This window comes from Halomonas sp., from assembly GCF_052095695.1.
In the GTDB taxonomy this organism is placed as follows: domain Bacteria; phylum Pseudomonadota; class Gammaproteobacteria; order Pseudomonadales; family Halomonadaceae; genus Vreelandella.
The window spans coordinates 59,825-83,472 of sequence record NZ_JBQDLQ010000001.1 but is presented as its reverse complement, the minus strand read 5'-3'; the positions used below and the strand labels follow the sequence as shown (position 1 = coordinate 83,472).

The following is a 23,648-nucleotide window of genomic DNA, read 5'->3' as shown; positions in this document are numbered from 1 at the left end:
GCGTCACGCGGACGCCCCTGTCTCCGCTTCGCTGCGTCAAGGTCACCGGTGCGCTCTGCGTTATGCAGTCGCTCCCTACCTTATTGACACGCGTCACGTGACAGAGTACGCTTTACCTCATGATCAAATCCTTTGCCGACAAACGAACTCAAGAGCTTTACTCCAAGGGCAAGACAAAGAAGTTTCCCGCGGATGTCGCTCCGAGAGCTGCCAGAAAACTTGAATACGTGAACCTGGCCGAACAGCTGGAGGACTTGAAAGTGCCGCGCGGCAATCGCCTTCACCCACTTTCTGGAGACAGGCAGGGTCAGCACGCGATATCAATAAATGATCAGTGGCGTATCTGCTTTCGTTTTGAAGATGGAGATGCATACGAAGTCGAGGTGTATGACTACCACTGAGGGAGGTAATTACTATGGCTATTCCTAACACTACCGGCATGCAGCGCAAGCCCACCCATCCTGGTGAAATGCTGAGAGAGGATTTCTTGCCGGACTATAACCTGACGGTTGCAGGACTGGCTGAGTCTCTAGGCGTCTCTCGCCAGTCAGTCAATGAACTGTTGCGTGAGCGCCGTGCTGTCAGCCCTGAAATGGCGCTCCGGCTGGCTCGTTTGTTTGGCAACTCTCCGGAATTTTGGCTGAATGCACAGCGCGCTATTGATTTGTGGACTGCTGCTCAATCGGTCAAGGAGGAAGTTGATCGGATTAAGCCGTTAAACGCTGCATAACCATGCCATGCACCGGATGCCAAACCCTCCGCTCCGCTGCGGTTTTGTCACCGGTGATGGCGGGCGTTATGCGTAAGGATTAAGCAATGAGTTCGTACGGAACGTTGATATTTTTCTGTGGGAAGATGGGAGCAGGCAAAAGCACTTTGTCTGGCGAAATCGCTCGTGAGCGGGGAGCCGTGCTTATTTCAGAGGATGAATGGCTAGCCGCGCTGTTCCCCGGCGAAATCAAAGATTTCAATGATTACGTTAGTTACTCATCTCGTCTTAAGCCAGTGCTGAGATCACACGTTGAGCAAGTGCTCTTGGCTGGTACCTCCGTGGTCCTGGATTTTCCTGGTAACACCCGGAAGCAAAGAGCTTGGTTCAAAGATATATACTTGCAACATGGTATTCCTCATGAACTGTACTATTTGTCGGTAGACGATGAAGTTTGTTTAAAGCAGCTTAAACAGCGGCAGAAGGAACAACCTGAACGAGCACAGTTCGACACAGAAGAGGTCTTTAGGATGGTGACAGGTTACTTTGAGCCCCCCAAAGAGTCGGAAGCGTTTAACCTCCAAATTGTAGAACGGAAGTACGCATAACAAGGCAATCAAATTCGTTCCGGCCTTCGGCCTCCACCGGACGCCCTTGTCAGGGCGCCGTTTATTGCTGGCGTTATGCATTCGATTGTGTGTAAGTAAGGAGGGAATGTGAAAACAGGGTTGGTTATTTACTCTTCGTCAATCCACCGCTTAGCCGAATTCTACTGCCATGTCTTTGGATTCGAGGTTTTCGAAAAAGATGAATCGTACGCCTTACTAATAGCTGGTAGCTTTGAGCTTGTGTTACTTGAAACTGAGGCTTCTAAAAAGGCGCTTAGTACAGACAAAGCCAGAGAAGATACGCCAATAAAGCCATCATTCTTTATCGATGCTCCTCTTGAGTTAATTGGCGAGAAAATAAAAGAAAAAGGTGGAGCTATATACCAACCCAAAAGTTGGAACTTTGGTGGACGTCAAGTATGTGATGGCTGTGATTGTGAAGGTAATATTTTCCAGTTGAGAGTTGGAACAAATGCATAACAAACGGCTGTTGTCGCCCCGATGGGGCTGGGACGGCCTTTCCGCCGCTGCGCGGCTGCAAGTCCGCCCCAAAGCCGGGCATAATGTGTAAAAAGGGAGGAATGGATGTCAGAAGAGTTATTTTTCCCGGTTGTTGAAACCGAGCGATTAACACTTAAGCCTTTAGTAATTGATGACTCAGATAGCCTGCAGGAAATTTTCTCTGACCCTGAGGTCATGCGGTATTGGAATGCTGCACCTTGGGCAACAATTCAGGACTCTCTTGACTTCATTAATGAGAGTAAAAGTTCGATGCAGCGTCAAGAGTCGCTTGTACTCGGCGTGTATCTGAAGTCTACAGGTGAGCTGGCTGGAAAATGTATGTTATTTAGCTACGACAAAGAATCAAAACGTGCCGAGATCGGCTTTGGTTTGGGTCGTTCTTTTTGGGGAAAGGGTTACATTCGCGAGGCGGGGGAAGCATTAGTTCAGTACGGATTCAATTCATTGGGACTTCGCCGAATTGAAGCTGAGATCGACCCAGACAACCAGTCTTCCGCAAAAGTGCTAGAGAAACTAGGATTTTCCCGAGAGGGTCTGCTAAGGCAGCGTTGGGAAGTCAACGGCATCATCTCTGACTCGGCACTGTATGGGCGACTGGTAAGTGACCATCCAGCACAGCATAACCAAGCAATGCACGCGACAAGCACGTGTTGGCAGCGTTAGGACTGATCGTAGTGTCCTCCAATGGCGAAAATATAAATGGATTTGTCATCGAACCGGTATATCAGCCTGTCCTTCTGTGAGATGCGTCTTGACCACAAGCCTGATAAGTTGTGTTTGAGTGGTTCAGGTTTGCCGGTGCCAACGGATGGATCTTCAGGCCGGAGCATTTCTTTCAGCAGCTTGCGGAGGGCTTTGTGCAGCCTCTGGTCTTTCTCGCGCATCTTTTCATAGGCTTCCCAAGTGTTGCCCTCAAATACCAGTGATCTCATTCATCTGCTCATCATCAGGTGTGTATCCTTGGCCACGGCTGTGAGTATCGAGGGAGGCCGCAATTTGTTGCATCAGCTCTCGGTTCTGAAGAACATGGAGGGTTTCTTGCTCTCTTTCCCAGTCTTCAGCACTCATGATCACGAAAGCCTCTCCGGCACGGCGTGTCACCTTGAGGGGCTCGTGTCTACTAATAACTTGTTCTACAAGGCTTTTCAGATTGTCTCTGAATTTGTTTACACTGATGATATCCATAATCCCACCTTTGCGTACGGAAACTCCGTACAACTATAGCGCAGTAGCCCTAACAAGGCCAGTCACGGCGACGGCTTTTACATTGCGGCTGCGCCTCCATTTCAAAGCCGCACGTGCTGAGCGGCGTTAAATATCAAAAGAGAGATCATCCAGTGAGGTTGAAAGGAAGCTGTTTGTGCGAAGAGGTTGGTTACGAAATAGATTCCTTGGATATGCCGATCGTGCATTGCCATTGTCAGACGTGTCGTAAGGCGCACGCGGCCCCATTTGCCTCAACGGCGGGTGTAAAACGTGAACATTTCCGCTGGCTCAAAGGTCTTGAATCTCTTTCAACCTATGAATCATCACCTGGGAAGCTCCGTCATTTCTGTAGGCACTGTGGCTCTCACTTGGTGGCGGAAAGGGTCGCGCAGCCACATGTCATTGTTCGAGTGGCCACGTTGGATGATGACCCTGGATTGAAGCCTGAAGCGCATATTTGGGTTTCACACGGTGCGCCATGGCTTGAATACGAAAATGTTTGTAAGCACTTAGAATGGCAGAATAATCTGTAACAAGTTGAGGTCTATGGCCGCCGGACGCAGCTGACGTGTCGCCGCGATGCTTAGCGTCATGGCTCTCGACATGTACAGAAGCGGCAACTAACCGATTTCCCGCTGCCGCTCCAAACCGGTGACTAAGCCCAAGCGTTAAGCTATTGAGAGGATACGATGTCAGCATTAAAAAATGGCGAGCATTATTTCGACGTTTCTTTAGAGAAACTTTCGTTACCTGATGAACAGTATATCGGCATCGAATTCGAAGGTTGCCGGTTCTCCGATTGTGAGTTCTCAGCATCTAAATTTCAGAACTGTAAATTCACAAGCTGCACATTTTATCGTTGTAATCTCAGCTTGGTTGATTTTTCAAATACAAAGCTATTTGAACTTGATTTTCAAGATAGTAAGCTGGTTGGAGTTGATTGGACGAAAGCGACGTGGTCAGCTTTCCACTTAGATTTTGAGCTGAGTTTTAAGCGCTGTATTTTAAATGACTCGTCTTTCTTTGGTCTTACCTTAAATGAGTTGGTTTTTGATAACTGTAAGTTACATGATGTGGACTTTCGTGAAGGTAGTTTTATTAGTTCGAAAATGACAGATAGTGATTTCAGTCGTAGCCTTTTCATGAGAACAAATTTGCAAGAAGTCGATTTTAGCGAGTCCACTGCATATTCCATTGATATACGAGAAAATAATGTGAAAAGGGCTAAGTTCTCACGATATGAGGCGTTAAACTTGTTAGAAGTCTTAGGTATTGAATTGGTTGATTAATAGCCTAAGGATGCTTCAAGTGGACAGCCTGCATCGCCCCAGCTTTCGCCGCTTCGTGCTACTAAAGTGACAGCATTCACAAATGCATTAAGAGCATACACAACACTAGGAAGCGCCAATAATGTTTTCAGTCACCTCAACCCAGCATGTCCTTGCAGTCAAAGATATTGAGAGCACCGAAGGCTATTTCCTCGACAAGCTTGGCTTTTCCGTTCGATTCCGTGTTGAGGGCTGGTCGTTTTTAAGCCTAGGCAGTTTTCATATCATGTTAGGCCACTGCCCTGATGAAATATCCGCTCGTGAAACGCACGAACACTCGTACTTCGCCTATGTAAACTGTGAGGATATCGACGAGATTTATCGGGACTACCAGCGCCGTGGGGCGGATATTTTTCAGGCAATCGCTGACAAACCATGGGGCCTGCGAGAGTTTGGTGTCGAAACACCCGAGGGCCATCGAATCATGTTTGGTGAAGATATTGAGCCAGCAAGTAGCTCATAACTCTTCGCTCAATAATGTTCTCGGCCTCTCAGACGTCCACCGGATGCGACCTAATCAGAGTACAGTTTAGCTAAGCGTTACGCATCAGGAGGCCATGCGGTGGATGAATTCGAAATCAGTGTATTAACTCCAGAAGATTGGGTTTTATACAAAACAGTCAGGTTGAAATCTTTAAGGGATGCGCCCGACTCGTTTGGGTCAACGTATGAGCAGGAAGCTGTATTATCAGATGCGGATTGGCAATTACGCTTAGACCTTAAGTCGCGAGCCCTAAATGCGCTTCCACTTATCGTACAGATTGGCGGCCTGCCCGTCGGCCTTGCTTGGGGCGTGATACATAAGCCTGATGTGGCAACGGCGCATATCTATCAAATGTGGGTTTCACCAGCGCTAAGAGGAAAGGGCATCGCAACGTCTCTTCTGCGGGAAATTAAAGCCTGGGCAATTAGCCGAGGATGTCATCTATTAGCGCTTGCCGTGACGACAGGCAATGAAGGTGCCGTTAACTTATATAAATCGTCTGGTTTTATCGCAACAGAGCAGCTTGAAGCGCTGAGAGTCGGTTCGACGCTTTGCGTACAGTCAATGGTGATGAAGCTGGGTAGCGCGGTATAGCCTAACGCTGGGGACTATAAACAGCATGATGAGAGCGCTGCTATCGATATGCCGGATGTTGGCCACTTCCGCCGTTTTTATCCACTTGAAAAAAGGCCGCCGCTGGGGTTTTTCAGCTACTACGCCGCGAGTAACGGTGACGCCTCCATCGAGTTTTCAAATGGTGGCTACGATTACAGGCTGCTTGACCCGCTCAGAAGATACTCTTCCATAACGGTAACAGGGCCTGCCCCAGCAGGGCGAAGCAGCGAGATTGAGTGCGGCAGTAATCAAACTCTTCAGCTCAACTACACCATGCGCCTCATGTATGATTCAGGGCTTTGGGAACGCTAAATGTTTAGTGTTTAATGGCGCGAATCACGCCACACACCTGCTGAGCGGCGTTAGTCGCCCAGGTTTCAATCGTTATATATCGGGGACATGCCATGTCGAAGAAAGTAGTGATGTTTGAATACGAAAAAGAAACCAAAAATAGCGTGCGTTACAAGGAAGTGCCTGATGAAGGAACGGCGCCTATCGTGGGCACGCTTTACGTTCAGAAATGGTTTGCTGGTGACAGTAAAACTATTGAGATAACGATAGATAAAAAAGACTAATAGAGCATCCAACGATGGCTGTAGAGCAGGTTAAAAAAGCGGTGGACGCCTTAACATTTCCAGAGGACGCAATGTCAATTGCCAACACCCCCAGCCCACCTTATTACGCGGTCATTTTCAGCTCTGTGCGCACCGAGCAAGATAATGGCTATGGGGCAATGGCTGACAGAATGCTCGCGCTTGCCTCCCAGCAGGAAGGGTTTCTGGGCATTGAGTCTGCGCGTGAGGCGGTGGGCATCACCGTCTCGTACTGGGCAAGCGAGGAAGCTATCAAGCGCTGGAAGCAGCACGCTGAGCATCTTGAAGCCCAGCGCTTGGGCCACAAAGCGTGGTACTCAGCGTTTAAAGTTCGGGTAGCCAAAGTGGAGCGGGATTATGGCATTTAAGCGCTCAATTATGAGCGCTGTTGCTGGTGCGCATCGCTTCACTCCGCGCTAGTGATTCTTTTCCAGGCCTAAGTAATGCTCTATGCCTGCTATCTGGTCTTCCGCGTGGTGGTTGACGTAAAGCACAGTGGTTTCGAAGCCTTGGCAGATTTTTTCGATCAGAGCCAGGACGAGTTGGCGGTTCATTTCGTCTAGGCCTAGGCAGGGTTCGTCTAGAATCAGCAGAGGCGGGTGCTTGACCATGGCGCGGGCAATGAGCAGCAGGCGCTGATCGCCGTAAGAAAGCTTGTTAAACGGCTGGTCGGCGCGCTCGGTCATGCCCAGTAGCGCAAGCCACTGGTCGGCAATTTTTTTCTGGCTATCGGTGGACTTGGTGTACATGCCGATGCTGTCGTAGAAGCCAGAGATAATCACATTTTTGCAGCTGGTGCTAACGCGGTATTCCCATTGCAGATTAGTCGATACATAGCCGATAAACTGTTTAATCTGCCAGATGCTTTCGCCGTTACCGCGCTGGAATCCAAACACAAAAATATCGTTGGTATAGCACTGCGGATGATCGCCGGTGATCAACGACAACACGCAGGTTTTGCCGCTACCGTTTGGCCCACTCAGTTGCCAATGCTGGCCTCGTTCTATGGTCCAATCGAGCTTATCAACAATCACGGTGTCGCCGTATTGGATGGTCGCTTGCTTCAGTTTTACTAACGGCTGGCTGGGGTCGAGAGGGGGGAGTTGATTGCTAGGGTCAGCCTCCGGCACGCTCAGATCGGTGGTTTTCAAATGCAGTAATTGGTAGAGCTCATTGAAGGCAGCGTTGTCCTGGCGATCAACCGTGAGCGCTAATCGTCCCTTATCCCCTCGCTTTTTATCTGAACGCTCTTTATCCGACTTTTCTTTAACGAGATAAGCCACATGGGTGATGAAATCCGGCATTTCATCAAAGCGATTCAGCACCATGACCATAGGAACGGTGTCGATGATAGAGGCGAGATGTGCTTGCAGCATGGCCAGCGTGGCTACATCTAGGCCATCGAACGGCTCGTCTAAAATAAGTAAATCAGGCTTGTTGGCCAGTGCGCGAATCAGCATGACTTTACGCGTTTCGCCGGTGGAAAGTTTGCGAAACGCGCGATCGAGTAGCGTTGTCAGCCCGAACTTTTCTACAAGTTCGCTGGCGAGTTGATGATCTTGGCAATGGTCAAAAATCATTTCACTGACGGGCGTGCCAAGTGAAATGACGTCCATAATGTCGGCGTCGTCTTTTTTGAGCTCTTGAGCGATAAGCTCCGCCTGGGCTTCAAAAGAGACGATGCCCACGTTGCTGGGCAGCCCCTGAATGCTTCCCCCCGTGATATCACCAATGCCCGCTAGCGCAGCCGCCAGGGCCGATTTTCCCGCGCCATTAGTACCCGTAATCACCCAATGTTGTTCTGGCGTAATGGTCCAATCAATCTCGCTTAGCGTGAAGCGATCATCAAAGCTAACCGTCGCTTTTGTTAAGCGTATAGTGCCTGGGCGGATTAATGGATCCATTACTGTCTTCCTTACGCTGTTCGATAGAGATTGTTTAAGCACAGAAGAGCCAAAAAAGCCGAGCATATCGTGATGATAGCTCGGCTTTTTTTGGCGGCGCTTGATTTTGAAAACCTGGCTTTTAAAAACCTAAACGCCTATCGGTTCATGAGCCGATTAAACGATTTTCTTCATGTCAGCCATGTAGCCACGCAGAACCGAGCCAACGGCTTCGACGGGATGAGAACGAAGGGCGGTGTTAACTTCGATCAAGCGTGCATTATCAACGCCGTTGTCGTCTACAGAAAGTCCTTTACCGATCACGTCGGATTTAATGCCTTTCATAAAGTCTGCCAACAGCGGTACGCAGGCGTGGTTGTAGAGGTAGCAGCCGTATTCCGCGGTATCAGAGATCGTCGCGTTCATTTCGTAGAGTTTCTTACGCGCGATGGTGTTGGCGATGAGCGGCGTTTCGTGCAGCGACTCGTAGTAAGCCGATTCAGCAATGATGCCCGCCGCCGTCATGGTTTCGAACGCAAGCTCAACGCCGGCTTTAACCATGGCGACCATCAAAATGCCGTTGTCGAAGAACTCTTGTTCAGAGATTTCCACATCACCAGCAGGGGTTTTCTCGAAGTTCGTTTCAGCGGTATCGGCACGCCACTGCAGCAGATTTTTGTCATCATTGCCCCAGTCTTCCATCATTGTATGAGAGAAGTGGCCACTGATGATGTCGTCTTGATGCTTGTTGTACAGCGGGCGCATGATGTCTTTTAACTCTTCAGAAAGATCGAACGCTTTGATCTTCGCTGGGTTAGAAAGACGGTCTAGCATGTTCGTCACGCCGCCGTACTTCAGCGCTTCGGTGACGGTTTCCCAACCGAATTGGATCAAGCGAGACGCGTAGCCTGCATCGATACCTTCTTCGATCATTTTGTCGAAGCAAAGCAGGGAGCCCGTTTGCAGCATGCCGCAAAGGATCGTTTGCTCACCCATCAGGTCGGATTTAACTTCCGCGATGAAAGACGACATCAGCACGCCCGCTTTGTGGCCGCCCGTACCTACCGCGTAGGCTTTTGCCAGCGCCAGGCCTTCACCTTTAGGGTCGTTGTCTTCGTGTACAGCGATTAGGGTAGGAACCCCGAAACCGCGCACGTATTCAGCGCGAACTTCGGAGCCTGGGCACTTAGGCGCCACCATGATGACGGTTAAGTCTTCGCGAACTTTCATGCCTTCTTCTACGATGTTGAAACCGTGAGAGTAAGACAGGCAGGCGTCTTTCTTCATCAGCGGCATCACCGCTGTCACAACTGACGTGTGCTGCTTATCGGGTGTCAGGTTCAACACAACGTCTGCAGTGGGGATTAACTCTTCATAAGTGCCCACCACAAAACCGTTTTCAGAGGCGTTTTTCCAAGACTGGCGCTTTTGCTCAATGGCTTCAGGGCGCAGTGCGTAAGAAACGTCTAGGCCGCTGTCGCGCAGGTTTAAACCTTGGTTAAGGCCCTGTGCACCACAGCCGATAACCACCATTTTTTTGCCTTTTAGTGCTTCGACGCCATCAGCAAACTCAGCGCTGTGCATGAAGCGGCATTGCGCTAGCTGAGCCAATTGCTCGCGTAGCGGTAAGGTATTGAAATAGTTAGCCATCGTTAACATCCTGATTTTTGGTGAGCATAATGTTGATATAAAAAACGGTGTAAGACACGCCGATACTAAGAATTCGGTATTCAAAATGCGTGACATGGCCGCTCAAGATGGAGCTCAGCGCCATGTGAATAAGGCTAATCTATACAAAAGTGACTATTTCTTAAATTGATATATTTGCAATAACACGTCCCGTTTTATGCAATGACGAGATAGAATGAAAGCTATGAATTTTAAAACTTTAAAACAATTCCTCGCCTTGGCAGAAACGCTGCACTTCGGGCGCGCCAGCGATGAGTGCCATATCAGCATTTCTGCGCTGTCGCGTAACATTCGTCATTTAGAAGACGAACTGGGGGTCTCGCTGTTTAATCGCGACAATCGAACCGTGGCGTTGACCCAGGAAGGCCAAAAATTTCTTAAATACGCGCGTGATACCAGTAGCCAGTGGAACTTGATCCGCCATGAGTTAACCGATAATTCTGATCAGTTAAGCGGTGAAATCAGTTTGTATGGCTCCGTCACCGCAAGCTACAGCTTTCTTTATGAGCTGCTGCGCCGATTTCGTATTGCCTATCCTGCGATTGAAATAAAGCTTCGCACGGGGGATCCAGAGCACGCGATTGCGCATGTTCTGGATGGTAAAGAAGATCTCAGTATTGCGGCTCAGCCTGCAAACTTAGCGCGAGGCCTGGCATTTAAACCCATTGCGACGTCGCCATTGCTGTTTATTGCGCCGCTTGAGCAGCAGGTGCCGAATGTGCCTATGAATTCGCCAACGGCAACGGAGGAGTGGGCGAGCATCCCGATGATTTTATCTGAAAGCGGTGTCTCAAGAGCGCGTGTGGACGAATGGTTTCGTCAACGAGATATCGCCCCGCGCATTTATGCACAGGTCACCGGTAATGAGGCGATTGTGAGTATGGTGAGCTTGGGCTTTGGGATTGGCGTGGTGCCAAAAATTGTGCTTGATAACAGCCCATTGATGGACCGTATCCGGGTGCTCGATGTGACGCCTGAGCTGGAACCCTACGATATTGGTTTGTTTACGTTAAAGAAAAACTTAAAGAACCCGCTGGTTGATGCATTTTGGAGCTTGATGTAAGCCTGGTCATAGATCTGAAATAGACATAGGCCTATAAGACGCAGCTAAGTGCCGCCATTGCTGGTGCAGGGCGTGGGCGTGCTGAAAAGATTTAAAAAATGGCGGTGTGCTGTGCCAGTACCGTCAGCCCAATCCCAATCAATACAATACCGCCGATTAACTCTGCCCAATGGCCAACAAACTTACCAAGCCGGTGGCCCAGCAGCGTGCCCATTGAAGCCATGATTGTTGTGGCCAGACCAATAGCAAAACTAGTAGCGATAATGTTGGCATCGATAAAGGCAAGGCTTGCGCCGACTGCCATCGCATCAATGCTGGTAGCCGTGGCGGTAATAATTAATAGCCAGAGTGTTTGCTTACGGTGTTCTACTTTGCCGTCTTTTTTGAGCCCGGCGTAAATCATATGCAGGCCAATCACTGAAAGCAGGGTGAACGCCACCCAGTGATCCCAGGCTTGCACATACTGCTGCGATGCCTTCCCTGCCGCCCAGCCGAGCACCGGCGTGATGGCTTCAGTAATGCCAAAGACTAAGCCGATACCGATCGCATGGCGCAAAGTGGGCTTCTTAAGTTCTGTGCCTTTGCTGATGGAGGCAGCGAAAGCATCCGCTGACATTGAGACGGCCAGGAACAGCAGGGTGATCGGTGTCATGGCTTAGAAACGCTAGCTGAAAAAATGACCGCGTATATCTACTGACGAGTATGGCGATAGGGCCATACCTGAGTGCAAAATTCGGGTATTCAATAGCGATGAATCCTAGCATGCTTTAGTGATTAAAAAAGGGTAATGATTAAAAATAAAGTTTGTAATGGCGAACTAATATAGCCTTTGCTAACAATGTGTGTAGCAGCTGATTGTGTTGTATTTTTTAAAACTTAAGGGCGGGGTTGCCTATTCGATAGGTTTTTGTGGTTAGTTTATAATATTTTATGATTTTTAGTTTGGCTGCTTTTTAGTGTTTTATTAACGCTGGCTTTTAGCGCTTATATTTACTTGGTGAGAAGTATTGGTAATATCCTGCCTGCAAAGTTTTCCTGATGTTTATAAAGAGTGTGATTACTCCGCCAGACTTTATATAATTCCATTATTTGCTTTTTTATCGACGGGATAGCAGAGGAATTTATTTTCCTTGACGGAGCAATATTTTGAATATATAAAAAATTTTTCTAATAAATTGATCTGAGGGGAAATAAATTGCTTATTGATCGCTTTGACTTAAAAATTCTTGAACAGCTTCAGCATGATGATAGTCTTTCTATTGCCCAGCTAGCAGAAGGGATTGGGCTATCGGTAACCCCGTGCTGGCGAAGAATACAGCGATTAGAGAAAGACGGGTTTATAGAAAAAAGGATTGCCGTTCTCAATCCTGAGAAGCTCAATCTTCGCCTTGTTGTGTTTGTCATGATTAAAACAGACAAACATAACCAAGCCTGGCTAGATACATTTCAGACAGCTGTGCAGTCTTTCCCTGAAATTATGGAAGTTAATCGTTTGGCCGGTGAGTATGATTATTTGCTTAAGGTCATTACACGCGATAATCAGTCTTTCGACGCCTTTTATAAGAGGCTAATTTCGACAGTAGAGTTAAATAATGTCACATCATGTTTTTCAATGGAACAAGTCAAAAAAACCACCGAGCTGCCTCTCGGGCAATTCTAGTGAGTGGGTAGCGTTTCTTCGCGATGACGTGATAGGCGAAGGTATGTCTATTCCTACCGCATTTGGCATGCGCCCGCTGCTTTATGCTGATTACACGGCCTCGGGGCGTGCGTTAGGTTTTGTTGAAAACGCCGTTTACCAGCAGCTGCTGCCGTTTTATGCCAATACGCACACCGAGACTTCTTATACCGGCAAAGTCACCACCCGCTATCGCGAGTCAGCCCGCCAAGCGGTGGCCCAGGCTGTTGGGGCTAATGACGACTATGCGGTGCTGTTTGCTGGTGCCGGGGCAACGGCAGCGATTGATCGCTGCTGTAAGATTTTAGAGCTAAAGCAGGGGGGCGATACGTCGAGTGACATTAGGCCGGTGATTTTTATCGGGCCTTACGAGCATCATTCCAACGATCTTATCTGGCGAGAATGCGATGCCGACTTGGTACGTATTTCGCTAGGCCAAGATGGCCTTATCCGCCTGGATGAACTAGAAGCGCAGCTAAAGCGCTACGTTGACCGGCCACTAAAAATTGCCGCGTTTTCGGCAGCCTCTAACGTAACCGGCATCAAAACGGACGTTTCGGCTATTGCCACACTGGTGCATCGTTACGATGGGCTGGCGCTTTTTGACTATGCCGCCAGCGGCCCTTACGTCGATATTAATGTGGCGGGCACCGGGGAAAATGATCACTTAGACGCGGTTTTTGTCTCGCCGCATAAGTTCGTGGGTGGGCCGGGTAGTTCAGGCGTCTTGGTGATTAGAAAGGCGCTGTGCCGCAATGCCATTCCCTCGGTTGCAGGCGGCGGTACGGTGTCTTATGTCACCGCGACGGAACATCGCTATGTGAGCGATATTCAGCGCCGGGAGGAGGGCGGCACCCCGGATATATTGGGCAACATCCGGGCGGGTCTTGCCTTTCGCGTTAAATCGCTGGTCGGGGTGGATTACATTGAAGCGCAGGAAAAAGCCATGACAGCGATGGCCATGGCGCGCTGGTCAACGCTGGGTAACTTAACGCTTTTGGGGCCAGTGAATGCGCCGCGGCTGTCTATATTCTCTTTTAACGTTCGCGCCGGGCAGCGTGACATCCACCACAATCTCATTGTTGCCATGCTCAATGACCTGTTTGGTATTCAGGCAAGAGGCGGCTGTTCGTGTGCAGGTCCTTATGGTCATGAGCTGCTTTCAATTGATGCTGACACGGCGTTAGAACATGAACGTTTAGTCCAAAAAGGCCAAAGCTTATATCGTCCAGGCTGGGTAAGGCTCGGATTTCATTTCTTTTTTAGCAATGAGTCGGCTAACTATGTAGTATCTGCCGTCGAGTTTATTACACGTTACGCGGCGGTATTAATGAAGCTCTACACCGTCGATGAAAAATCCGGTGTTTGGAGCGTTCGCCAACACCTGGTGGAAAATCAGCCCAGCATGCCAGCAATATCTCTGGACGCGCTTTTTACCCAGACGAGCCCTACATCAGAGGCTACGTTAGAAGAAGGCGAGGATTACTTCGCTAAGGCACGGGATATTGTTGCGTTGGCAGAACAGGTCGACCTGCCCGCAAGCACTGCTAGCTCAGATGTACCTATCCGTTGGTTTTGGTGGCCTCATGAAACAGACAAGGCTATGCAGTCCCAGATGGAGATGACGCAATGACAGTAAATTCTTCTTCCCCGCAAGATGTTCCTTTATGACATACACCGCACTGCACAAATCCGGCGCTGATTAATAGTGGGCAACCGATACGCTGCGAATGAGCGCCGTGATCTGTTGGCCGATATGTAACCCCATTTCATCCCAGGACTTTCGCGTTAGCCGTGCCCTTAGGCGGATATCGCCAATGTTTAAAAGCAGCTCAACCGAGTGTGGGCTTGTCGATAGCGAGGTCATATCTTCAATGGTGGCGCTGAGCTGGTTGCGGTAGCTGGTTGACTGTAATGGCGTCAGCGCTAAGGCAATATCGCGTGCGAGGATACGCACGCGCAGTCGACTGCCTATCGGGGCCGATGTGTCCGGTATGACTAATCGATGGGTGTCATTAAGGGCAAGATGAGTCAGATTGTACGTCGCGTCGTGCTCATCTATGCGGCCCTCAAGAATCGATGCAGCGTCAAACCCACCGAGTTCGTGAGTCAAATCAAAGCGTTGTAGCAAGTGATTCAAGCGGTCGCTGGCCACGACACTGCCTGCTTTCATCAGCACCAGATGATCGGCGATGGCTGAAATTTCCTCCGCATCATGGCTGACGTAAATCACTGGAATGTCTACCTGCTTGGTCAGTCGAGCAATAAAGCGCAGTAGCTCATCTTTGCGCGGGCCATCTAGCCCTGTCAGTGGTTCATCCATCAGCAATAGCTGAGGGTCGCTGAGCAGTGCTCGGCCAATGGCAACCCGCCTGGCTTCCCCACCCGATAGCGTGCCGGGCATACGTTCGAGCAACGCTTTAATACCCAGAAGCTCGACGATTTCATCAAAGCGGGCTGATGCATGTGCTGGCATGCCATAGGTGAGATTGCCGCGTACCTGGTAGTGGGGAAACAGCCGGGCTTCCTGAAACACGACCCCGATTCTACGTTTATGAGCGGCAACTCTAATACGGCGCCGGGTATCCAGCAGCACCTGGTCACCCAGCTGAATAACCCCGCTATCGGGATATTCAAGACCTGCAATAAGGCGCAGCAAGCTGGTTTTGCCGCTTCCTGATGTGCCAAAAATACCGGTCACGCCGTGGGCGGGGAGTACCAGCTCGGTTTGAAGATGAAAACTACCGAGCCGCTGGTCGATAGACAATGACAGCGAAGATGAGCCCCCAGGCAATGCGGGATGTCTAAAATTAGTAGGCATCGCGCTCCTGCAGTCGTTGTTTAGTACGCCGAGCCAGCCATTCAGAGGCGATCAATGAGAACAGGGCGATGATGATAGCGATAACACAGAGCCGCGCCGCCGCAGATTCCTGGCCGGGCGTTTGGATCAACGTATACAGCGCCAGCGGCAAGGTGCGTGTTTCACTCGGGATATTGGAGGCAAATGTGATGGTGGCGCCAAACTCCGAAAGCGCACGGGCAAAGGCTAAAACGGTTCCTGTCAGCAGGCCCGGAATGGCTAATGGCAGCGTAATGGTGGTAAATACTCGCCAGTGATTGGCGCCTAGCGTTCGCGCTGCGGCTTCAAGCTTGGGATCCACCGCTTCCAATGATAGGCGTAGTGCTCGTACCAATAATGGAAATGCCATCACGCCGCTGGCAACGGCGGCGCCTTGCCATGTGAAGGGTAGCGATACGCCGAGAGTGGCATATAACCACTGGCCGACCACCCCTTGTCGACCGAGCGACACCAAGAGTAAATAGCCGACTACCACGGGTGGCAGCACCAACGGCAGATGAATAAAACCATCGACGATGGATTTGCCTCTGAAGTCGTGTCGGGCTAACCACCAGGCGACGGCAATACCCGGTGGTAAAATCCAGGCCACGGCCGCAAGGCCGATCAGTAAACTAAGGCGGATGGCCTCCCATTCGGCCGACGACAGTATCACGGGCTGCTAATGCCGGTGTCGAAGCCATAGTCAGCAAAAATAGTCAGCGCTTCTTCGCTCGCTAACCACTCGCGCAGTGCCACGGCCACGTCGTTTTGCTCTGCCCCTATCAGTGCAATGGGGTAGGTGATGGGATCATGGCTGGGGGTGGGAAATAGCCCGAGTACCCGCACGCGGTCACTGGCAAAGGCATCTGTTTGATACACAACGCCAAGCGGCGTTTCCTGTCGTTCTACCAGCGTTAACGCCGCGCGGACGTCATTGCCACGTGCAAGTCTTGGCTCAAGCTCTACCCACTCGCCGAGAAATTCAAGCGCCTGCTGGGTGTAGATGCCGGCCGGCACGTGATCCGGGTCGCCGACGGAAAGACGATCACGCTCTTCCAGCAGCGTTGCAATGCGTGTCTCGTCGCCCGGTACGAACTGTTCTGGCAGGTCAGGGCTTGCTGATACCAGCGCCAAACGATTCTTGAGCAAGTCGCTGCGCTGTTGGATGTTAATGCCTTGCTCTTCAAGCCAATCCATCCACTGCACGTTGGCAGACAGGAATAGATCCGTTGGGCTGCCATTGGCGATTTGCCGAGCAAGCGTCGAGGACGATGCATAAATGGGCGTCACGTCAACATCATGCTGAGCTTCATAAACGGCAATGGCGTCATTGAGCGCATCGGTAAGCGAGGCGGCAGCGGCAACTTGAATAGTGTCTGTGGCAAAGGCTGAGGTGGGAAACGCCAGTGCCAGCGCAGTGGTTAATAAACGGCGATTCATAGCATGGGTAAGCATTGTAATGATTCCGTTATTACCAATTGGATATAGCGGAGATTACACAAAACCGGTCATCAGCTCAATACGTTAATGTTCACGCTCCCCGATGGGCAGGTCTGTCCGGAGCCAATAGCGAAAGCAGTGCCTGGGCGTCAGTCGAGCCCTCCAGCGAGAGCTGGCGTTCCAGCGCACGGTAGTGAGTCAGCACCTGCTTGCCAAGCTCCGTGAGATGAGCACCGCCGCGCTCGTTACCGCCAGAGCTGGTCGATACAAGAGGGGAGGGAAAGTGGTTGTTCATAGTGTCGATGAGCTGCCAGGCTTTTTTGTAGCTCATCTTGAGTGCGCGGCCAGCGGCGGAAATTGATCCTGTCTGGCTAACCATTTCTAGCAGCTCTGCTTTGCCCGGCCCAATAATCACGTCATGATGTAGCACCAAACGTAATTGATACGTTGGCTTTAAATGGTGGGTCCGTGTCATTAAGTGTCTCCAGCGAGTGGGCAGCGTTGGGCTAGTTTAGCAGCGACCGCCCACTAAGCGCTTAACCGTTTGCAATGCGTCCATCTGGTAAAAATATGCGGCTATAAATCGGACGAATCCAAGCATCTCCATTTTGGGCTAGCCCTAACGCGCGAAAGCGGTGCTTGGTGAGCTCGGCGTGGATCAGCGCTTCGCTGTTATTGGTACGCAGTTCAAGTCGAACGGTGGGGCCGACAACCGAGACCAGCTCGATTTTGGCATGCAAAGCATCAGCATGCTCACGCCCAGCAAACACTTCGATTTCATGGGGTCGCACGTAGGCCTGGCCTAGCTCATTTTTATAGCCTGCAAATTCCGGTGCCGGCAGCTGCACATCGCCAATGCGTGCAACGCCATCATGAACTCGTGCATGGAACAGGTTCACGTTACCTAAAAACTGATAAACGAAAGGATTGGCAGGATGGTCATAGACCTCCTCCGGCGAGCCATCTTGCTCCACGCGGCCTTTATTCATGACGACGACGCGGTCAGAGACTTCCAACGCCTCTTCCTGGTCGTGAGTGACGAAAACGCTGGTGACGTGGATATCATCATGCAGCCTGAGTAGCCAGCGGCGAAGCTCTGCGCGTACTTTGGCATCCAGTGCGCCGAAAGGCTCATCCAGCAGCAGCACTTTAGGCTCGACCGCCAGCGCGCGAGCTAATGCAATGCGCTGGCGCTGGCCACCGGAAAGCTGGTGCGGGTAGCGATGTGCGGTCCAGTCCAGCTGTACTAGCTCTAGTAGCCGCATGACCTTTTGCTTAATCTCGACGTTACTGGGGCGTGTTTTGCGTGGTCGAACGGTGAGTCCGTAAGCCACGTTTTGAAACACGGTCATATGTTTGAACAGCGCATAGTGCTGAAATACAAAGCCAACGCCGCGTTCGCTGACGTGTAGGTCAGTGGTGTCTTCGCCATGAAAGCGGATGCACCCGGTATCGGGTTGCTCAAGGCCGGCAATGATCCGCAGCAGAGTGGTTTTGCCCGAACCAGAAGGGCCAAGTAGAGCCGTCAGCTCGCCATCACGGAAAGTGAGGCTGACATTATCTACCGCCACAAAGTCGCGAAAGTGTTTGTTAACGTGATCAATTTCGATGCTCATGAAGGCTCTCTCTTATCTCTGTGAAGAGCTAAAGGGGGGGGCATGCGGCGGCAATGCGCTGACGGCGCTCTTCGTTCCACTCAACGGCGCTTTTGATCGCGATGGTGACCAGCGCTAGGCCTGTCAATAGCGACGAGACGGCAAAGGCGGCGGTGAACATGTATTCGTTGTAAAGCACTTCGATATGCAGCGGCATGGTGTTGGTTTCACCGCGAATGCGGCCAGACACCACGGCTACCGCGCCAAATTCGCCCATTGCGCGGGCATTACACAGAATGACGCCGTAAATCAGCCCCCATTTGATATTGGGCAGCGTGACGTACCAGAACGTTTTCCAGCCGTTGGCGCCCAGCGTTAAAGAAGCCTCTTCTTCCTCTTTACCCTGCTGCTGCATAAGTGGGATAAGTTCGCGTGCAACAAACGGCAGAGTGCCAAAAGCGATCACGATGACGATGCCAGGAACGGCGAAAATAATCCGCATATCGTGAGCCGAGAGCCAAGGCCCAAGCCAACCCTGTGAGCCGAACAAAATGACGAAGATTAAGCCCACCACCACGGGTGATATCGCAAAGGGCATGTCGATGAGCGAAATTAAAATCGACTTGCCGCGAAACTCAAACTTGGCGATAGACCAAGCGGCCGCCACGCCGAACAACGTATTGAGCGGTACAACAATGGCCACGATGAGAAACGTTAAGCGAATCGCCGATAGCGCATCAGGGTCGCTTACCGCGTCGTACCAGACGCCAATACCTTGTTCAAAGGCACCGTAAAGCACGACCGTTAACGGTAGCACTAAAAAAAGACCCAGGAAGATTAAGGCGATGGTGATGAGGATGATTCGCAGCCAAGCGGGCTCTTCGGTGGCGCGTCGCCAGCGTTTAGCAATAGTGTCATGGGTCTCAATGACCGTTGATGACGTTGTCACGGCGTACTCCTGTTATCCATGGCGCCGACTGGCCCACCACTGCAGGCCGTTAATGACCAGCAGCATTAAAAATGCAGCGACAAGCATGACCGTGCCAATAGCGGCTGCGCCGTGGTAGTCGTATTGTTCAGCTTTGGCGACGATCAATAGCGGGGTAATTTCAGTTCGAAACGGCAGATTGCCAGAGATAAAGACCACCGAGCCGTACTCGCCCAGCGCCCGTGCGAAGGCTAGCGCGTAGCCGGTGAGCAGGGCGGGAAATAGCGCAGGAAAAATAACCCGGCGTATCGTGGTGAAACGATCAGCACCCAGGCTTGCTGAGGCTTCTTCCAGCTCGGCTTCTAAGTCTTCCAACACCGGTTGTACGGTACGCACCACAAACGGTAAGCCGATATAGGTAAGGGAAATCACCACGCCCAGCTGTGTGTAGGCGATGCGAATGCCAAACACATCCAAGTATTGTCCCACCCAGCCGGTGCTCGCGTAGAGCGTTACTAGGGCGATACCGGCTACCGCCGTTGGCAGGGCAAACGGTAGGTCAACCAGCGCATCGACCAAACGCTTACCCGGAAACCGGTAACGCACCAATACCCAGGCAACCAATGCCCCAAACACCAAGTTGATCGTTGCGGCAATTAAGGAGCCGCCAAAAGACAGCTTGTAGGAGGCGACGACCTGACGCTGAGTGACCGCACTCCAAAACGTGTCCCAGCTCATGGTGGTGGTATAGAGCAAAAAGGCGCCCACCGGAATCAGAAACACCAATCCCATATATAGCAGGGTGAACCCCATGGTGAGGCCAAACCCTGGGATGACGCGACGTTTGGCAAGGGTGATCGACATAGTGGCTTCTCATTAAAATGCCGGGAGGCGATAGCCCCCTGGCTGGCTGGTCACACGCGATTTACTGGGAGTTGATCGCTTCGAGAATGTCGTCAAATACACCGCCATCATTGAAGAAGCGCTGTTGGGCTTCTTGCCAACCGCCGAAGACCTCATCGATGGTAAAAAGGTCGAGTGCTGGAAACTCATCACTATACTCAGCCAAGATTTGCTGATTGCTTGGCCGGTAGTAGTGTTTAGCTGCTAAGTGCTGGGCTTCATCGGTATAGAGATGTTCTAAATAGGCTTCTGCTACTTCGCGGGTGCCCTTACGGTCAACGTTGGCATCCAGCACGGTTACGGGTGGCTCAGCTAGAATGCTCTGCGACGGCACAATGATTGCGTACTCACCCTGTCCTAGCTGCTCCACTGACAAGAACGCTTCGTTTTCCCAGGCGATAAACACATCGCCAATGCGGCGCTGAACAAAGGTGTTGGTCGCGCCGCGGGCACCTGAGTCGAGCACCGGCACGTTTTCATATACCTGGCGCACGAAATCATAGGTCTGCTGTTCATCACCATCGAACTGCTCTAGGCCGTAGCCCCACAGCGCCAGGAAGTTCCAGCGGGCGCCACCAGACGTTTTCGGATTTGGCGTAATGACGTCAATGCCTTCTTGAGCGAGGTCATCCCAGTCCTGAATGTTTTTAGGGTTACCTTCTCTCACTAGAAGAACGATGGTGGAGGTGTAAGGAGAGCTGTTATTAGGAAGGCGCGACTGCCAGTCTTGTGGAATCAAGTCAGCACGTTCATGAATGGCGTCAATATCGTATGCAAGAGCGAGTGTCGCGACGTCAGCGTCAATACCGTCGATGATGGCGCGGCCCTGCGAGCCTGAGCCACCATGAGACTGGCGAACGGTCACAGATTGGCCGTGTTCGGCTTGCCAAAACTTGTCAAACAGTTCGTTGTATTCGCGATAGAACTCACGGGTGGGGTCATAAGAGACATTGAGAAGCTCTGCACTTTCGCTTTGAGCCTGGGCGGTGGTGCTAAAGGTAACCGCTCCCGTCAGCACCGCGCCGGCCAGCAGAAAGGCGCCCGTGAGTTTGGAGAGTTGCCAAATACTGGAAGAAGAGCTAGTTGATGAAGAGATAGTTAGCATAGTTCGGCTGCTCCAGAGTTGTATCTTGAACGATCGTTTATTGATGTGATGGGAGCAGCCTAACGGGGTTCTATATGCTAATTAACGAATAAAAAATGGATTGCTTATGTTTTTTTGTGATTAAGCGATGGGTTAATCCTGACGACCCGCTAGCACTTTCTGGACGGTCTCTTCGTCTAGATTTTCACGGCAAAGCTTCAAAAACTGATAGGCATAGCCGCGTAAAAAGTGGCCGCGCCTCAGCGCAAGATAGGTGGTGTTGCGCGGAAATAAGCTGCTGGCATCCAGTAGTTTTAAGCCCTGGTCGCGCTGCTCGTGATAGGCCATTGATGCGATCAAGCCAACGCCCATGCCTAGCTCAACGTAAGTTTTGATGACATCCGCATCAAGCGCGGTTAGCACAATGTCAGGGTAGACATCGGCTGCCGAAAACGCGGTATCGATTCGCTTTCGACCCGTATATCCTTCGTGGTACGTCACAATAGGATGCTCGGTAATGCGTTCAAGCGTCAGTGGTAATCCGTCATTAAGCGGGTGTTCTTGAGGCACTACTACGCCGTGATACCAATGGTAGAAGGGGAAGCAGGCAAATAGCTGCCCCTCCTCGTTAAGCGCTTCCGTGGCAATGCCGATATCGACCTTGCCCGCTTTTAATAACGAGACAATTTCCTCCGGGCTGCACTGATGCAGCTCCAAATGCACGTTGGGAAAGATTTTTTTAAAACGGGCAATAATTGGTGGCAGGGCGTAACGGGCCTGGGTATGCGTCGTTGCAATGGCCAGGCTACCTTGATCCTCATGGGTAAGCTGATGCGCCGAGCGTTTGAGGTTTTCGACATCCAACAAAATACGCTCAATACAATCAATTAGCGTACTGCCCGCCACGGTCAGCCCTAGAATACGCTTGCCGCGCCGTTCGAATAGCTCAACGCCCAGCTCTTGTTCTAAATCACGGATATGCTTACTGGCCCCAGACTGTGACGTGAACAGCGCGTTGGAGGCTTCTGTCAGATTAAAGTGCTGACGCACGGTCTCGCGTACGATGCGTAGCTGCTGAATGTTCATAGCGAGCGGTGTCCAATGCTTTGAAGAGATTTTGCTTTGAAGAGATTTTATATTCTCAAAAAGAATATAAAATATTCTTATTATGCAATAAATTGTATTTTGTGATAACTATATCGCATTTGCATCGTAAGGCAGTGCTGTAAAATGACGAGCCAGGAAAATTCGTAAAACAGGCTGGAGATAGCTATGCAAAAGCAATCGTTAACCATGCTCGGGTTCGTCATGTTGGCAGGTGTTGTCACCATGCCGTTGGCACATGCCACGGACATGCTGTGTGAGGACAAAACAGCAGACGTTCAAGAACAGCTTGAATACGCCCGTGAACATGATAATCAACATCGTATTGACGGCTTGCAGCGTGCGTTAGACGCTATCGAAGCCCAGTGCACCAACGCAGGCGTGCTAGACGATGCTGCAAAGGACGTGCGTGACAGTCAGGAGGAGCTTCAAGAGCGTCAGGCTGATCTTGAAGAGGCTCTCAGTGAAGGCGATGCCGGCGATATTGAAACAAGGCGTGCCAAGCTAGAAGACGCAATCCGCGAGCTAGAGGCCGATACCGACGCTTTAAATACGCTTCAGAATCGGCTGGCCGAGTAGCTCTGCTTAGGGTTTAGATCTTGCGTAGAGCCACCGTACATCGATCCCGAATGAATAAACTAACGAAACTAGTGCGCTGAGCGCTAGTAGATTAGCCATTAGCGGCGAGCTGAGCGGCGTCAGCGCTAGGAGTAGCGCCGCCACTTGCCATACGCATACTGCTTTGCGGCGAAAGCTGGCAAACAGAGGGGCGGTTAGCCACTTGAATCGCCAGCCCGCCATCACAAACAGATAGCGCATGCCGCCAATGAGCAATACCCAGGCGCCCAGCGATTCAAACTCCCACAGCCCGACGCATAGCAGCATGATCAACAGGGCGTCTAGCTCCATATCAAAGCGCGCGCCAAAGGTTGAATGGCTGTTCGTGTATCGCGCGACCCAACCGTCCACGCCGTCAAGCAGCAGCGCTATTACCGCAATCAACAGCCACTGCCAAATAGCGTCTTTAAAAGCGCCTGCGAGCGAGCCTGCCGCCACTATTGCCACCAGCACTGCGCGTATCAGCGTGACACGATTTGCCCATCCCAGTGCCCCGTGGGGCCAGAAAATTAGAATCAGTATAGAAATGAACGCGTAGAAACCACCGGCCACCCACCAGTTGCTTGAGCCCAGCATAAGTAACGGCAAAGCATTGCCAATGATGATTAATATCAGACTGCCTAAAAGCAGTTCAAAAGCGGTATAAAGCGACTTGTGCGGAGTGCAGGAAGACGCGTTTGAGAAAAGCGGCATGTTGGCTCACGAAGCGGCGTCGCTATCCGCGGTTAAAGTAAGTGATGCAATTATTTTTATATGTAC

The 23,648-nt window shown here is 51.0% G+C and carries 30 protein-coding genes; 15 read left to right on the top strand and 15 right to left on the bottom strand.

All coding sequences use genetic code 11. The features are described 5' to 3' along the window. Nucleotides 1-119 precede the first annotated feature (119 nt). The 5 genes from ACTH5D_RS00435 (at nucleotide 120) to ACTH5D_RS00415 (ending at nucleotide 2,502) form a co-directional block, all read left to right on the top strand. A complete protein-coding gene (locus ACTH5D_RS00435) occupies nucleotides 120-401 on the top strand; it encodes a type II toxin-antitoxin system RelE/ParE family toxin (protein WP_441667696.1) in 282 nt (93 codons plus the stop codon). A 14-nt stretch (nucleotides 402-415) separates the two neighbouring features. Continuing rightward, complete coding sequence (locus tag ACTH5D_RS00430) at nucleotides 416-730, top strand: HigA family addiction module antitoxin (protein WP_441667695.1); 315 nt, start codon at nucleotides 416-418, stop codon at nucleotides 728-730. An 86-nt stretch (nucleotides 731-816) separates the two neighbouring features. Next, entirely contained in the window at nucleotides 817-1,317 is a 501-nt protein-coding gene (locus ACTH5D_RS00425) for an AAA family ATPase (protein WP_441667694.1), read from the top strand. Between the two features lie 108 nt (nucleotides 1,318-1,425). Then, nucleotides 1,426-1,797, top strand: a complete 372-nt coding sequence (locus ACTH5D_RS00420; RefSeq protein WP_441667693.1) for a VOC family protein — start codon at nucleotides 1,426-1,428, stop codon at nucleotides 1,795-1,797. A 105-nt stretch (nucleotides 1,798-1,902) separates the two neighbouring features. Then, nucleotides 1,903-2,502 carry a GNAT family N-acetyltransferase gene (locus ACTH5D_RS00415; RefSeq protein ID WP_441667692.1) on the top strand — a complete coding sequence of 200 codons (600 nt, stop codon included), beginning with the start codon at nucleotides 1,903-1,905 and terminating at the stop codon, nucleotides 2,500-2,502. On the opposite strand, the gene ACTH5D_RS00410 is transcribed toward ACTH5D_RS00415, so the two are convergent. Both ACTH5D_RS00410 and ACTH5D_RS00405 read right to left on the bottom strand, forming a co-directional pair. Beyond that, entirely contained in the window at nucleotides 2,499-2,771 is a 273-nt protein-coding gene (locus ACTH5D_RS00410; RefSeq protein WP_441667691.1) for a Txe/YoeB family addiction module toxin, read from the bottom strand. The genes ACTH5D_RS00415 and ACTH5D_RS00410 overlap by 4 nt on opposite strands. Next, nucleotides 2,752-3,024, bottom strand: a complete 273-nt coding sequence (locus tag ACTH5D_RS00405) for a type II toxin-antitoxin system Phd/YefM family antitoxin (RefSeq protein ID WP_441667690.1) — start codon at nucleotides 3,022-3,024, stop codon at nucleotides 2,752-2,754. The genes ACTH5D_RS00410 and ACTH5D_RS00405 overlap by 20 nt, the downstream gene beginning before the upstream one ends. Before the next feature lie 113 nt (nucleotides 3,025-3,137). Between ACTH5D_RS00405 and ACTH5D_RS00400 the strand changes: the two genes are divergently transcribed. The 6 genes from ACTH5D_RS00400 to ACTH5D_RS00375 all read left to right on the top strand — a co-directional run bounded on the left by ACTH5D_RS00400 (nucleotide 3,138) and on the right by ACTH5D_RS00375 (nucleotide 6,433). Continuing rightward, the gene (locus tag ACTH5D_RS00400; protein WP_441667689.1) at nucleotides 3,138-3,578 is read left to right on the top strand and encodes a GFA family protein; all 441 of its coding nucleotides are present in this window, start codon (nucleotides 3,138-3,140) and stop codon (nucleotides 3,576-3,578) included. A 156-nt stretch (nucleotides 3,579-3,734) separates the two neighbouring features. Beyond that, complete coding sequence (locus ACTH5D_RS00395) at nucleotides 3,735-4,334, top strand: pentapeptide repeat-containing protein (protein ID WP_441667688.1); 600 nt, start codon at nucleotides 3,735-3,737, stop codon at nucleotides 4,332-4,334. Between the two features lie 121 nt (nucleotides 4,335-4,455). Further along, a complete protein-coding gene (locus ACTH5D_RS00390) occupies nucleotides 4,456-4,836 on the top strand; it encodes a VOC family protein (protein ID WP_441667687.1) in 381 nt (126 codons plus the stop codon). A 99-nt stretch (nucleotides 4,837-4,935) separates the two neighbouring features. Further along, entirely contained in the window at nucleotides 4,936-5,451 is a 516-nt protein-coding gene (locus ACTH5D_RS00385) for a GNAT family N-acetyltransferase (RefSeq protein WP_441667686.1), read from the top strand. Nucleotides 5,452-5,876: 425 nt separating this feature from the next. Continuing rightward, nucleotides 5,877-6,047, top strand: a complete 171-nt coding sequence (locus ACTH5D_RS00380) for a hypothetical protein (RefSeq protein WP_192536229.1) — start codon at nucleotides 5,877-5,879, stop codon at nucleotides 6,045-6,047. Between the two features lie 71 nt (nucleotides 6,048-6,118). Continuing rightward, nucleotides 6,119-6,433 carry an antibiotic biosynthesis monooxygenase family protein gene (locus ACTH5D_RS00375; protein WP_441667712.1) on the top strand — a complete coding sequence of 105 codons (315 nt, stop codon included), beginning with the start codon at nucleotides 6,119-6,121 and terminating at the stop codon, nucleotides 6,431-6,433. A 48-nt stretch (nucleotides 6,434-6,481) separates the two neighbouring features. On the opposite strand, the gene modF is transcribed toward ACTH5D_RS00375, so the two are convergent. After that, nucleotides 6,482-7,969, bottom strand: coding sequence for a molybdate ABC transporter ATP-binding protein ModF (gene modF, locus ACTH5D_RS00370; protein ID WP_441667685.1), 1,488 nt, complete (start codon nucleotides 7,967-7,969; stop codon nucleotides 6,482-6,484). 156 nt (nucleotides 7,970-8,125) lie between these two features. Further along, the gene (ilvC, locus tag ACTH5D_RS00365) at nucleotides 8,126-9,598 is read right to left on the bottom strand and encodes a ketol-acid reductoisomerase (protein ID WP_441667684.1); all 1,473 of its coding nucleotides are present in this window, start codon (nucleotides 9,596-9,598) and stop codon (nucleotides 8,126-8,128) included. A gap of 223 nt (nucleotides 9,599-9,821) precedes the next feature. Here ilvC and ilvY point away from each other — a divergent pair, with 223 nt between their 5' ends. Continuing rightward, nucleotides 9,822-10,700 (top strand): HTH-type transcriptional activator IlvY, encoded by an 879-nt coding sequence (gene ilvY / locus ACTH5D_RS00360; protein WP_096281641.1) that lies wholly within the window; start codon nucleotides 9,822-9,824, stop codon nucleotides 10,698-10,700. Between the two features lie 91 nt (nucleotides 10,701-10,791). Here ilvY and ACTH5D_RS00355 read toward each other — a convergent pair whose 3' ends face one another. After that, nucleotides 10,792-11,352, bottom strand: a complete 561-nt coding sequence (locus ACTH5D_RS00355; RefSeq protein WP_441667683.1) for a manganese efflux pump MntP — start codon at nucleotides 11,350-11,352, stop codon at nucleotides 10,792-10,794. A gap of 543 nt (nucleotides 11,353-11,895) precedes the next feature. On the opposite strand from ACTH5D_RS00355, the gene ACTH5D_RS00350 reads away from it, so the two are divergent. Then, nucleotides 11,896-12,360, top strand: coding sequence for an Lrp/AsnC family transcriptional regulator (locus ACTH5D_RS00350; RefSeq protein ID WP_441667682.1), 465 nt, complete (start codon nucleotides 11,896-11,898; stop codon nucleotides 12,358-12,360). Between the two features lie 43 nt (nucleotides 12,361-12,403). Continuing rightward, nucleotides 12,404-14,011: an aminotransferase class V-fold PLP-dependent enzyme gene (locus ACTH5D_RS00345; RefSeq protein ID WP_441667681.1), complete on the top strand. Its 1,608-nt coding sequence runs from the start codon at nucleotides 12,404-12,406 to the stop codon at nucleotides 14,009-14,011. A gap of 69 nt (nucleotides 14,012-14,080) precedes the next feature. Here the strand turns inward: ACTH5D_RS00345 and modC are convergent, their stop codons facing one another. The 9 genes from modC to ACTH5D_RS00300 form a co-directional block, all read right to left on the bottom strand. Continuing rightward, nucleotides 14,081-15,199 (bottom strand): molybdenum ABC transporter ATP-binding protein, encoded by a 1,119-nt coding sequence (gene modC / locus ACTH5D_RS00340; RefSeq protein WP_441667680.1) that lies wholly within the window; start codon nucleotides 15,197-15,199, stop codon nucleotides 14,081-14,083. Next, a complete protein-coding gene (gene modB, locus ACTH5D_RS00335; RefSeq protein WP_441667711.1) occupies nucleotides 15,189-15,887 on the bottom strand; it encodes a molybdate ABC transporter permease subunit in 699 nt (232 codons plus the stop codon). Before modB ends, modC begins: the two co-directional genes overlap by 11 nt. After that, a complete protein-coding gene (modA, locus tag ACTH5D_RS00330) occupies nucleotides 15,887-16,672 on the bottom strand; it encodes a molybdate ABC transporter substrate-binding protein (RefSeq protein WP_441667679.1) in 786 nt (261 codons plus the stop codon). Before modA ends, modB begins: the two co-directional genes overlap by 1 nt. A gap of 76 nt (nucleotides 16,673-16,748) precedes the next feature. Continuing rightward, the gene (locus ACTH5D_RS00325; RefSeq protein ID WP_441667678.1) at nucleotides 16,749-17,132 is read right to left on the bottom strand and encodes a winged helix-turn-helix domain-containing protein; all 384 of its coding nucleotides are present in this window, start codon (nucleotides 17,130-17,132) and stop codon (nucleotides 16,749-16,751) included. 61 nt (nucleotides 17,133-17,193) lie between these two features. Further along, on the bottom strand, nucleotides 17,194-18,273 hold the full coding sequence (locus tag ACTH5D_RS00320; protein ID WP_441667677.1) for a sulfate/molybdate ABC transporter ATP-binding protein: 1,080 nt from the start codon (nucleotides 18,271-18,273) through the stop codon (nucleotides 17,194-17,196). Nucleotides 18,274-18,301: 28 nt separating this feature from the next. Beyond that, nucleotides 18,302-19,201 carry a sulfate ABC transporter permease subunit CysW gene (gene cysW, locus ACTH5D_RS00315; RefSeq protein ID WP_441667676.1) on the bottom strand — a complete coding sequence of 300 codons (900 nt, stop codon included), beginning with the start codon at nucleotides 19,199-19,201 and terminating at the stop codon, nucleotides 18,302-18,304. 12 nt (nucleotides 19,202-19,213) lie between these two features. Next, nucleotides 19,214-20,044 carry a sulfate ABC transporter permease subunit CysT gene (cysT, locus tag ACTH5D_RS00310; protein ID WP_441667675.1) on the bottom strand — a complete coding sequence of 277 codons (831 nt, stop codon included), beginning with the start codon at nucleotides 20,042-20,044 and terminating at the stop codon, nucleotides 19,214-19,216. A gap of 61 nt (nucleotides 20,045-20,105) precedes the next feature. Further along, on the bottom strand, nucleotides 20,106-21,188 hold the full coding sequence (locus tag ACTH5D_RS00305; RefSeq protein ID WP_441667674.1) for a sulfate ABC transporter substrate-binding protein: 1,083 nt from the start codon (nucleotides 21,186-21,188) through the stop codon (nucleotides 20,106-20,108). Between the two features lie 132 nt (nucleotides 21,189-21,320). After that, on the bottom strand, nucleotides 21,321-22,253 hold the full coding sequence (locus tag ACTH5D_RS00300) for a CysB family HTH-type transcriptional regulator (RefSeq protein ID WP_441667673.1): 933 nt from the start codon (nucleotides 22,251-22,253) through the stop codon (nucleotides 21,321-21,323). A 186-nt stretch (nucleotides 22,254-22,439) separates the two neighbouring features. Here ACTH5D_RS00300 and ACTH5D_RS00295 point away from each other — a divergent pair, with 186 nt between their 5' ends. Beyond that, nucleotides 22,440-22,850: a DUF1090 domain-containing protein gene (locus ACTH5D_RS00295; RefSeq protein ID WP_441667672.1), complete on the top strand. Its 411-nt coding sequence runs from the start codon at nucleotides 22,440-22,442 to the stop codon at nucleotides 22,848-22,850. A 6-nt stretch (nucleotides 22,851-22,856) separates the two neighbouring features. Here ACTH5D_RS00295 and ACTH5D_RS00290 read toward each other — a convergent pair whose 3' ends face one another. Further along, nucleotides 22,857-23,582 carry a CDP-alcohol phosphatidyltransferase family protein gene (locus ACTH5D_RS00290; RefSeq protein WP_441667671.1) on the bottom strand — a complete coding sequence of 242 codons (726 nt, stop codon included), beginning with the start codon at nucleotides 23,580-23,582 and terminating at the stop codon, nucleotides 22,857-22,859. Nucleotides 23,583-23,648: the final 66 nt, after the last annotated feature.

Coding starts and splice junctions, on each gene's coding strand:
- ACTH5D_RS00345 (WP_441667681.1), top strand. CDS start 12,404: ATGTCTATTCCTACCGCATTTGGCATGCGCCCGCTGCTTTATGCTGAT.
- modC (WP_441667680.1), bottom strand. CDS start 15,199: ATGCCTACTAATTTTAGACATCCCGCATTGCCTGGGGGCTCATCTTCG.
- ACTH5D_RS00390 (WP_441667687.1), top strand. CDS start 4,456: ATGTTTTCAGTCACCTCAACCCAGCATGTCCTTGCAGTCAAAGATATT.
- ACTH5D_RS00325 (WP_441667678.1), bottom strand. CDS start 17,132: ATGACACGGACCCACCATTTAAAGCCAACGTATCAATTACGTTTGGTG.
- modF (WP_441667685.1), bottom strand. CDS start 7,969: ATGGATCCATTAATCCGCCCAGGCACTATACGCTTAACAAAAGCGACG.
- ACTH5D_RS00410 (WP_441667691.1), bottom strand. CDS start 2,771: ATGAGATCACTGGTATTTGAGGGCAACACTTGGGAAGCCTATGAAAAG.
- cysT (WP_441667675.1), bottom strand. CDS start 20,044: ATGTCGATCACCCTTGCCAAACGTCGCGTCATCCCAGGGTTTGGCCTC.
- ACTH5D_RS00380 (WP_192536229.1), top strand. CDS start 5,877: ATGTCGAAGAAAGTAGTGATGTTTGAATACGAAAAAGAAACCAAAAAT.
- ACTH5D_RS00305 (WP_441667674.1), bottom strand. CDS start 21,188: ATGCTAACTATCTCTTCATCAACTAGCTCTTCTTCCAGTATTTGGCAA.
- ACTH5D_RS00290 (WP_441667671.1), bottom strand. CDS start 23,582: ATGCCGCTTTTCTCAAACGCGTCTTCCTGCACTCCGCACAAGTCGCTT.
- ACTH5D_RS00415 (WP_441667692.1), top strand. CDS start 1,903: ATGTCAGAAGAGTTATTTTTCCCGGTTGTTGAAACCGAGCGATTAACA.
- ilvC (WP_441667684.1), bottom strand. CDS start 9,598: ATGGCTAACTATTTCAATACCTTACCGCTACGCGAGCAATTGGCTCAG.
- ACTH5D_RS00425 (WP_441667694.1), top strand. CDS start 817: ATGAGTTCGTACGGAACGTTGATATTTTTCTGTGGGAAGATGGGAGCA.
- modA (WP_441667679.1), bottom strand. CDS start 16,672: ATGCTTACCCATGCTATGAATCGCCGTTTATTAACCACTGCGCTGGCA.
- ilvY (WP_096281641.1), top strand. CDS start 9,822: ATGAATTTTAAAACTTTAAAACAATTCCTCGCCTTGGCAGAAACGCTG.
- ACTH5D_RS00430 (WP_441667695.1), top strand. CDS start 416: ATGGCTATTCCTAACACTACCGGCATGCAGCGCAAGCCCACCCATCCT.
- ACTH5D_RS00435 (WP_441667696.1), top strand. CDS start 120: ATGATCAAATCCTTTGCCGACAAACGAACTCAAGAGCTTTACTCCAAG.
- ACTH5D_RS00395 (WP_441667688.1), top strand. CDS start 3,735: ATGTCAGCATTAAAAAATGGCGAGCATTATTTCGACGTTTCTTTAGAG.
- ACTH5D_RS00375 (WP_441667712.1), top strand. CDS start 6,119: ATGTCAATTGCCAACACCCCCAGCCCACCTTATTACGCGGTCATTTTC.
- ACTH5D_RS00320 (WP_441667677.1), bottom strand. CDS start 18,273: ATGAGCATCGAAATTGATCACGTTAACAAACACTTTCGCGACTTTGTG.
- ACTH5D_RS00300 (WP_441667673.1), bottom strand. CDS start 22,253: ATGAACATTCAGCAGCTACGCATCGTACGCGAGACCGTGCGTCAGCAC.
- ACTH5D_RS00355 (WP_441667683.1), bottom strand. CDS start 11,352: ATGACACCGATCACCCTGCTGTTCCTGGCCGTCTCAATGTCAGCGGAT.
- ACTH5D_RS00295 (WP_441667672.1), top strand. CDS start 22,440: ATGCAAAAGCAATCGTTAACCATGCTCGGGTTCGTCATGTTGGCAGGT.
- ACTH5D_RS00405 (WP_441667690.1), bottom strand. CDS start 3,024: ATGGATATCATCAGTGTAAACAAATTCAGAGACAATCTGAAAAGCCTT.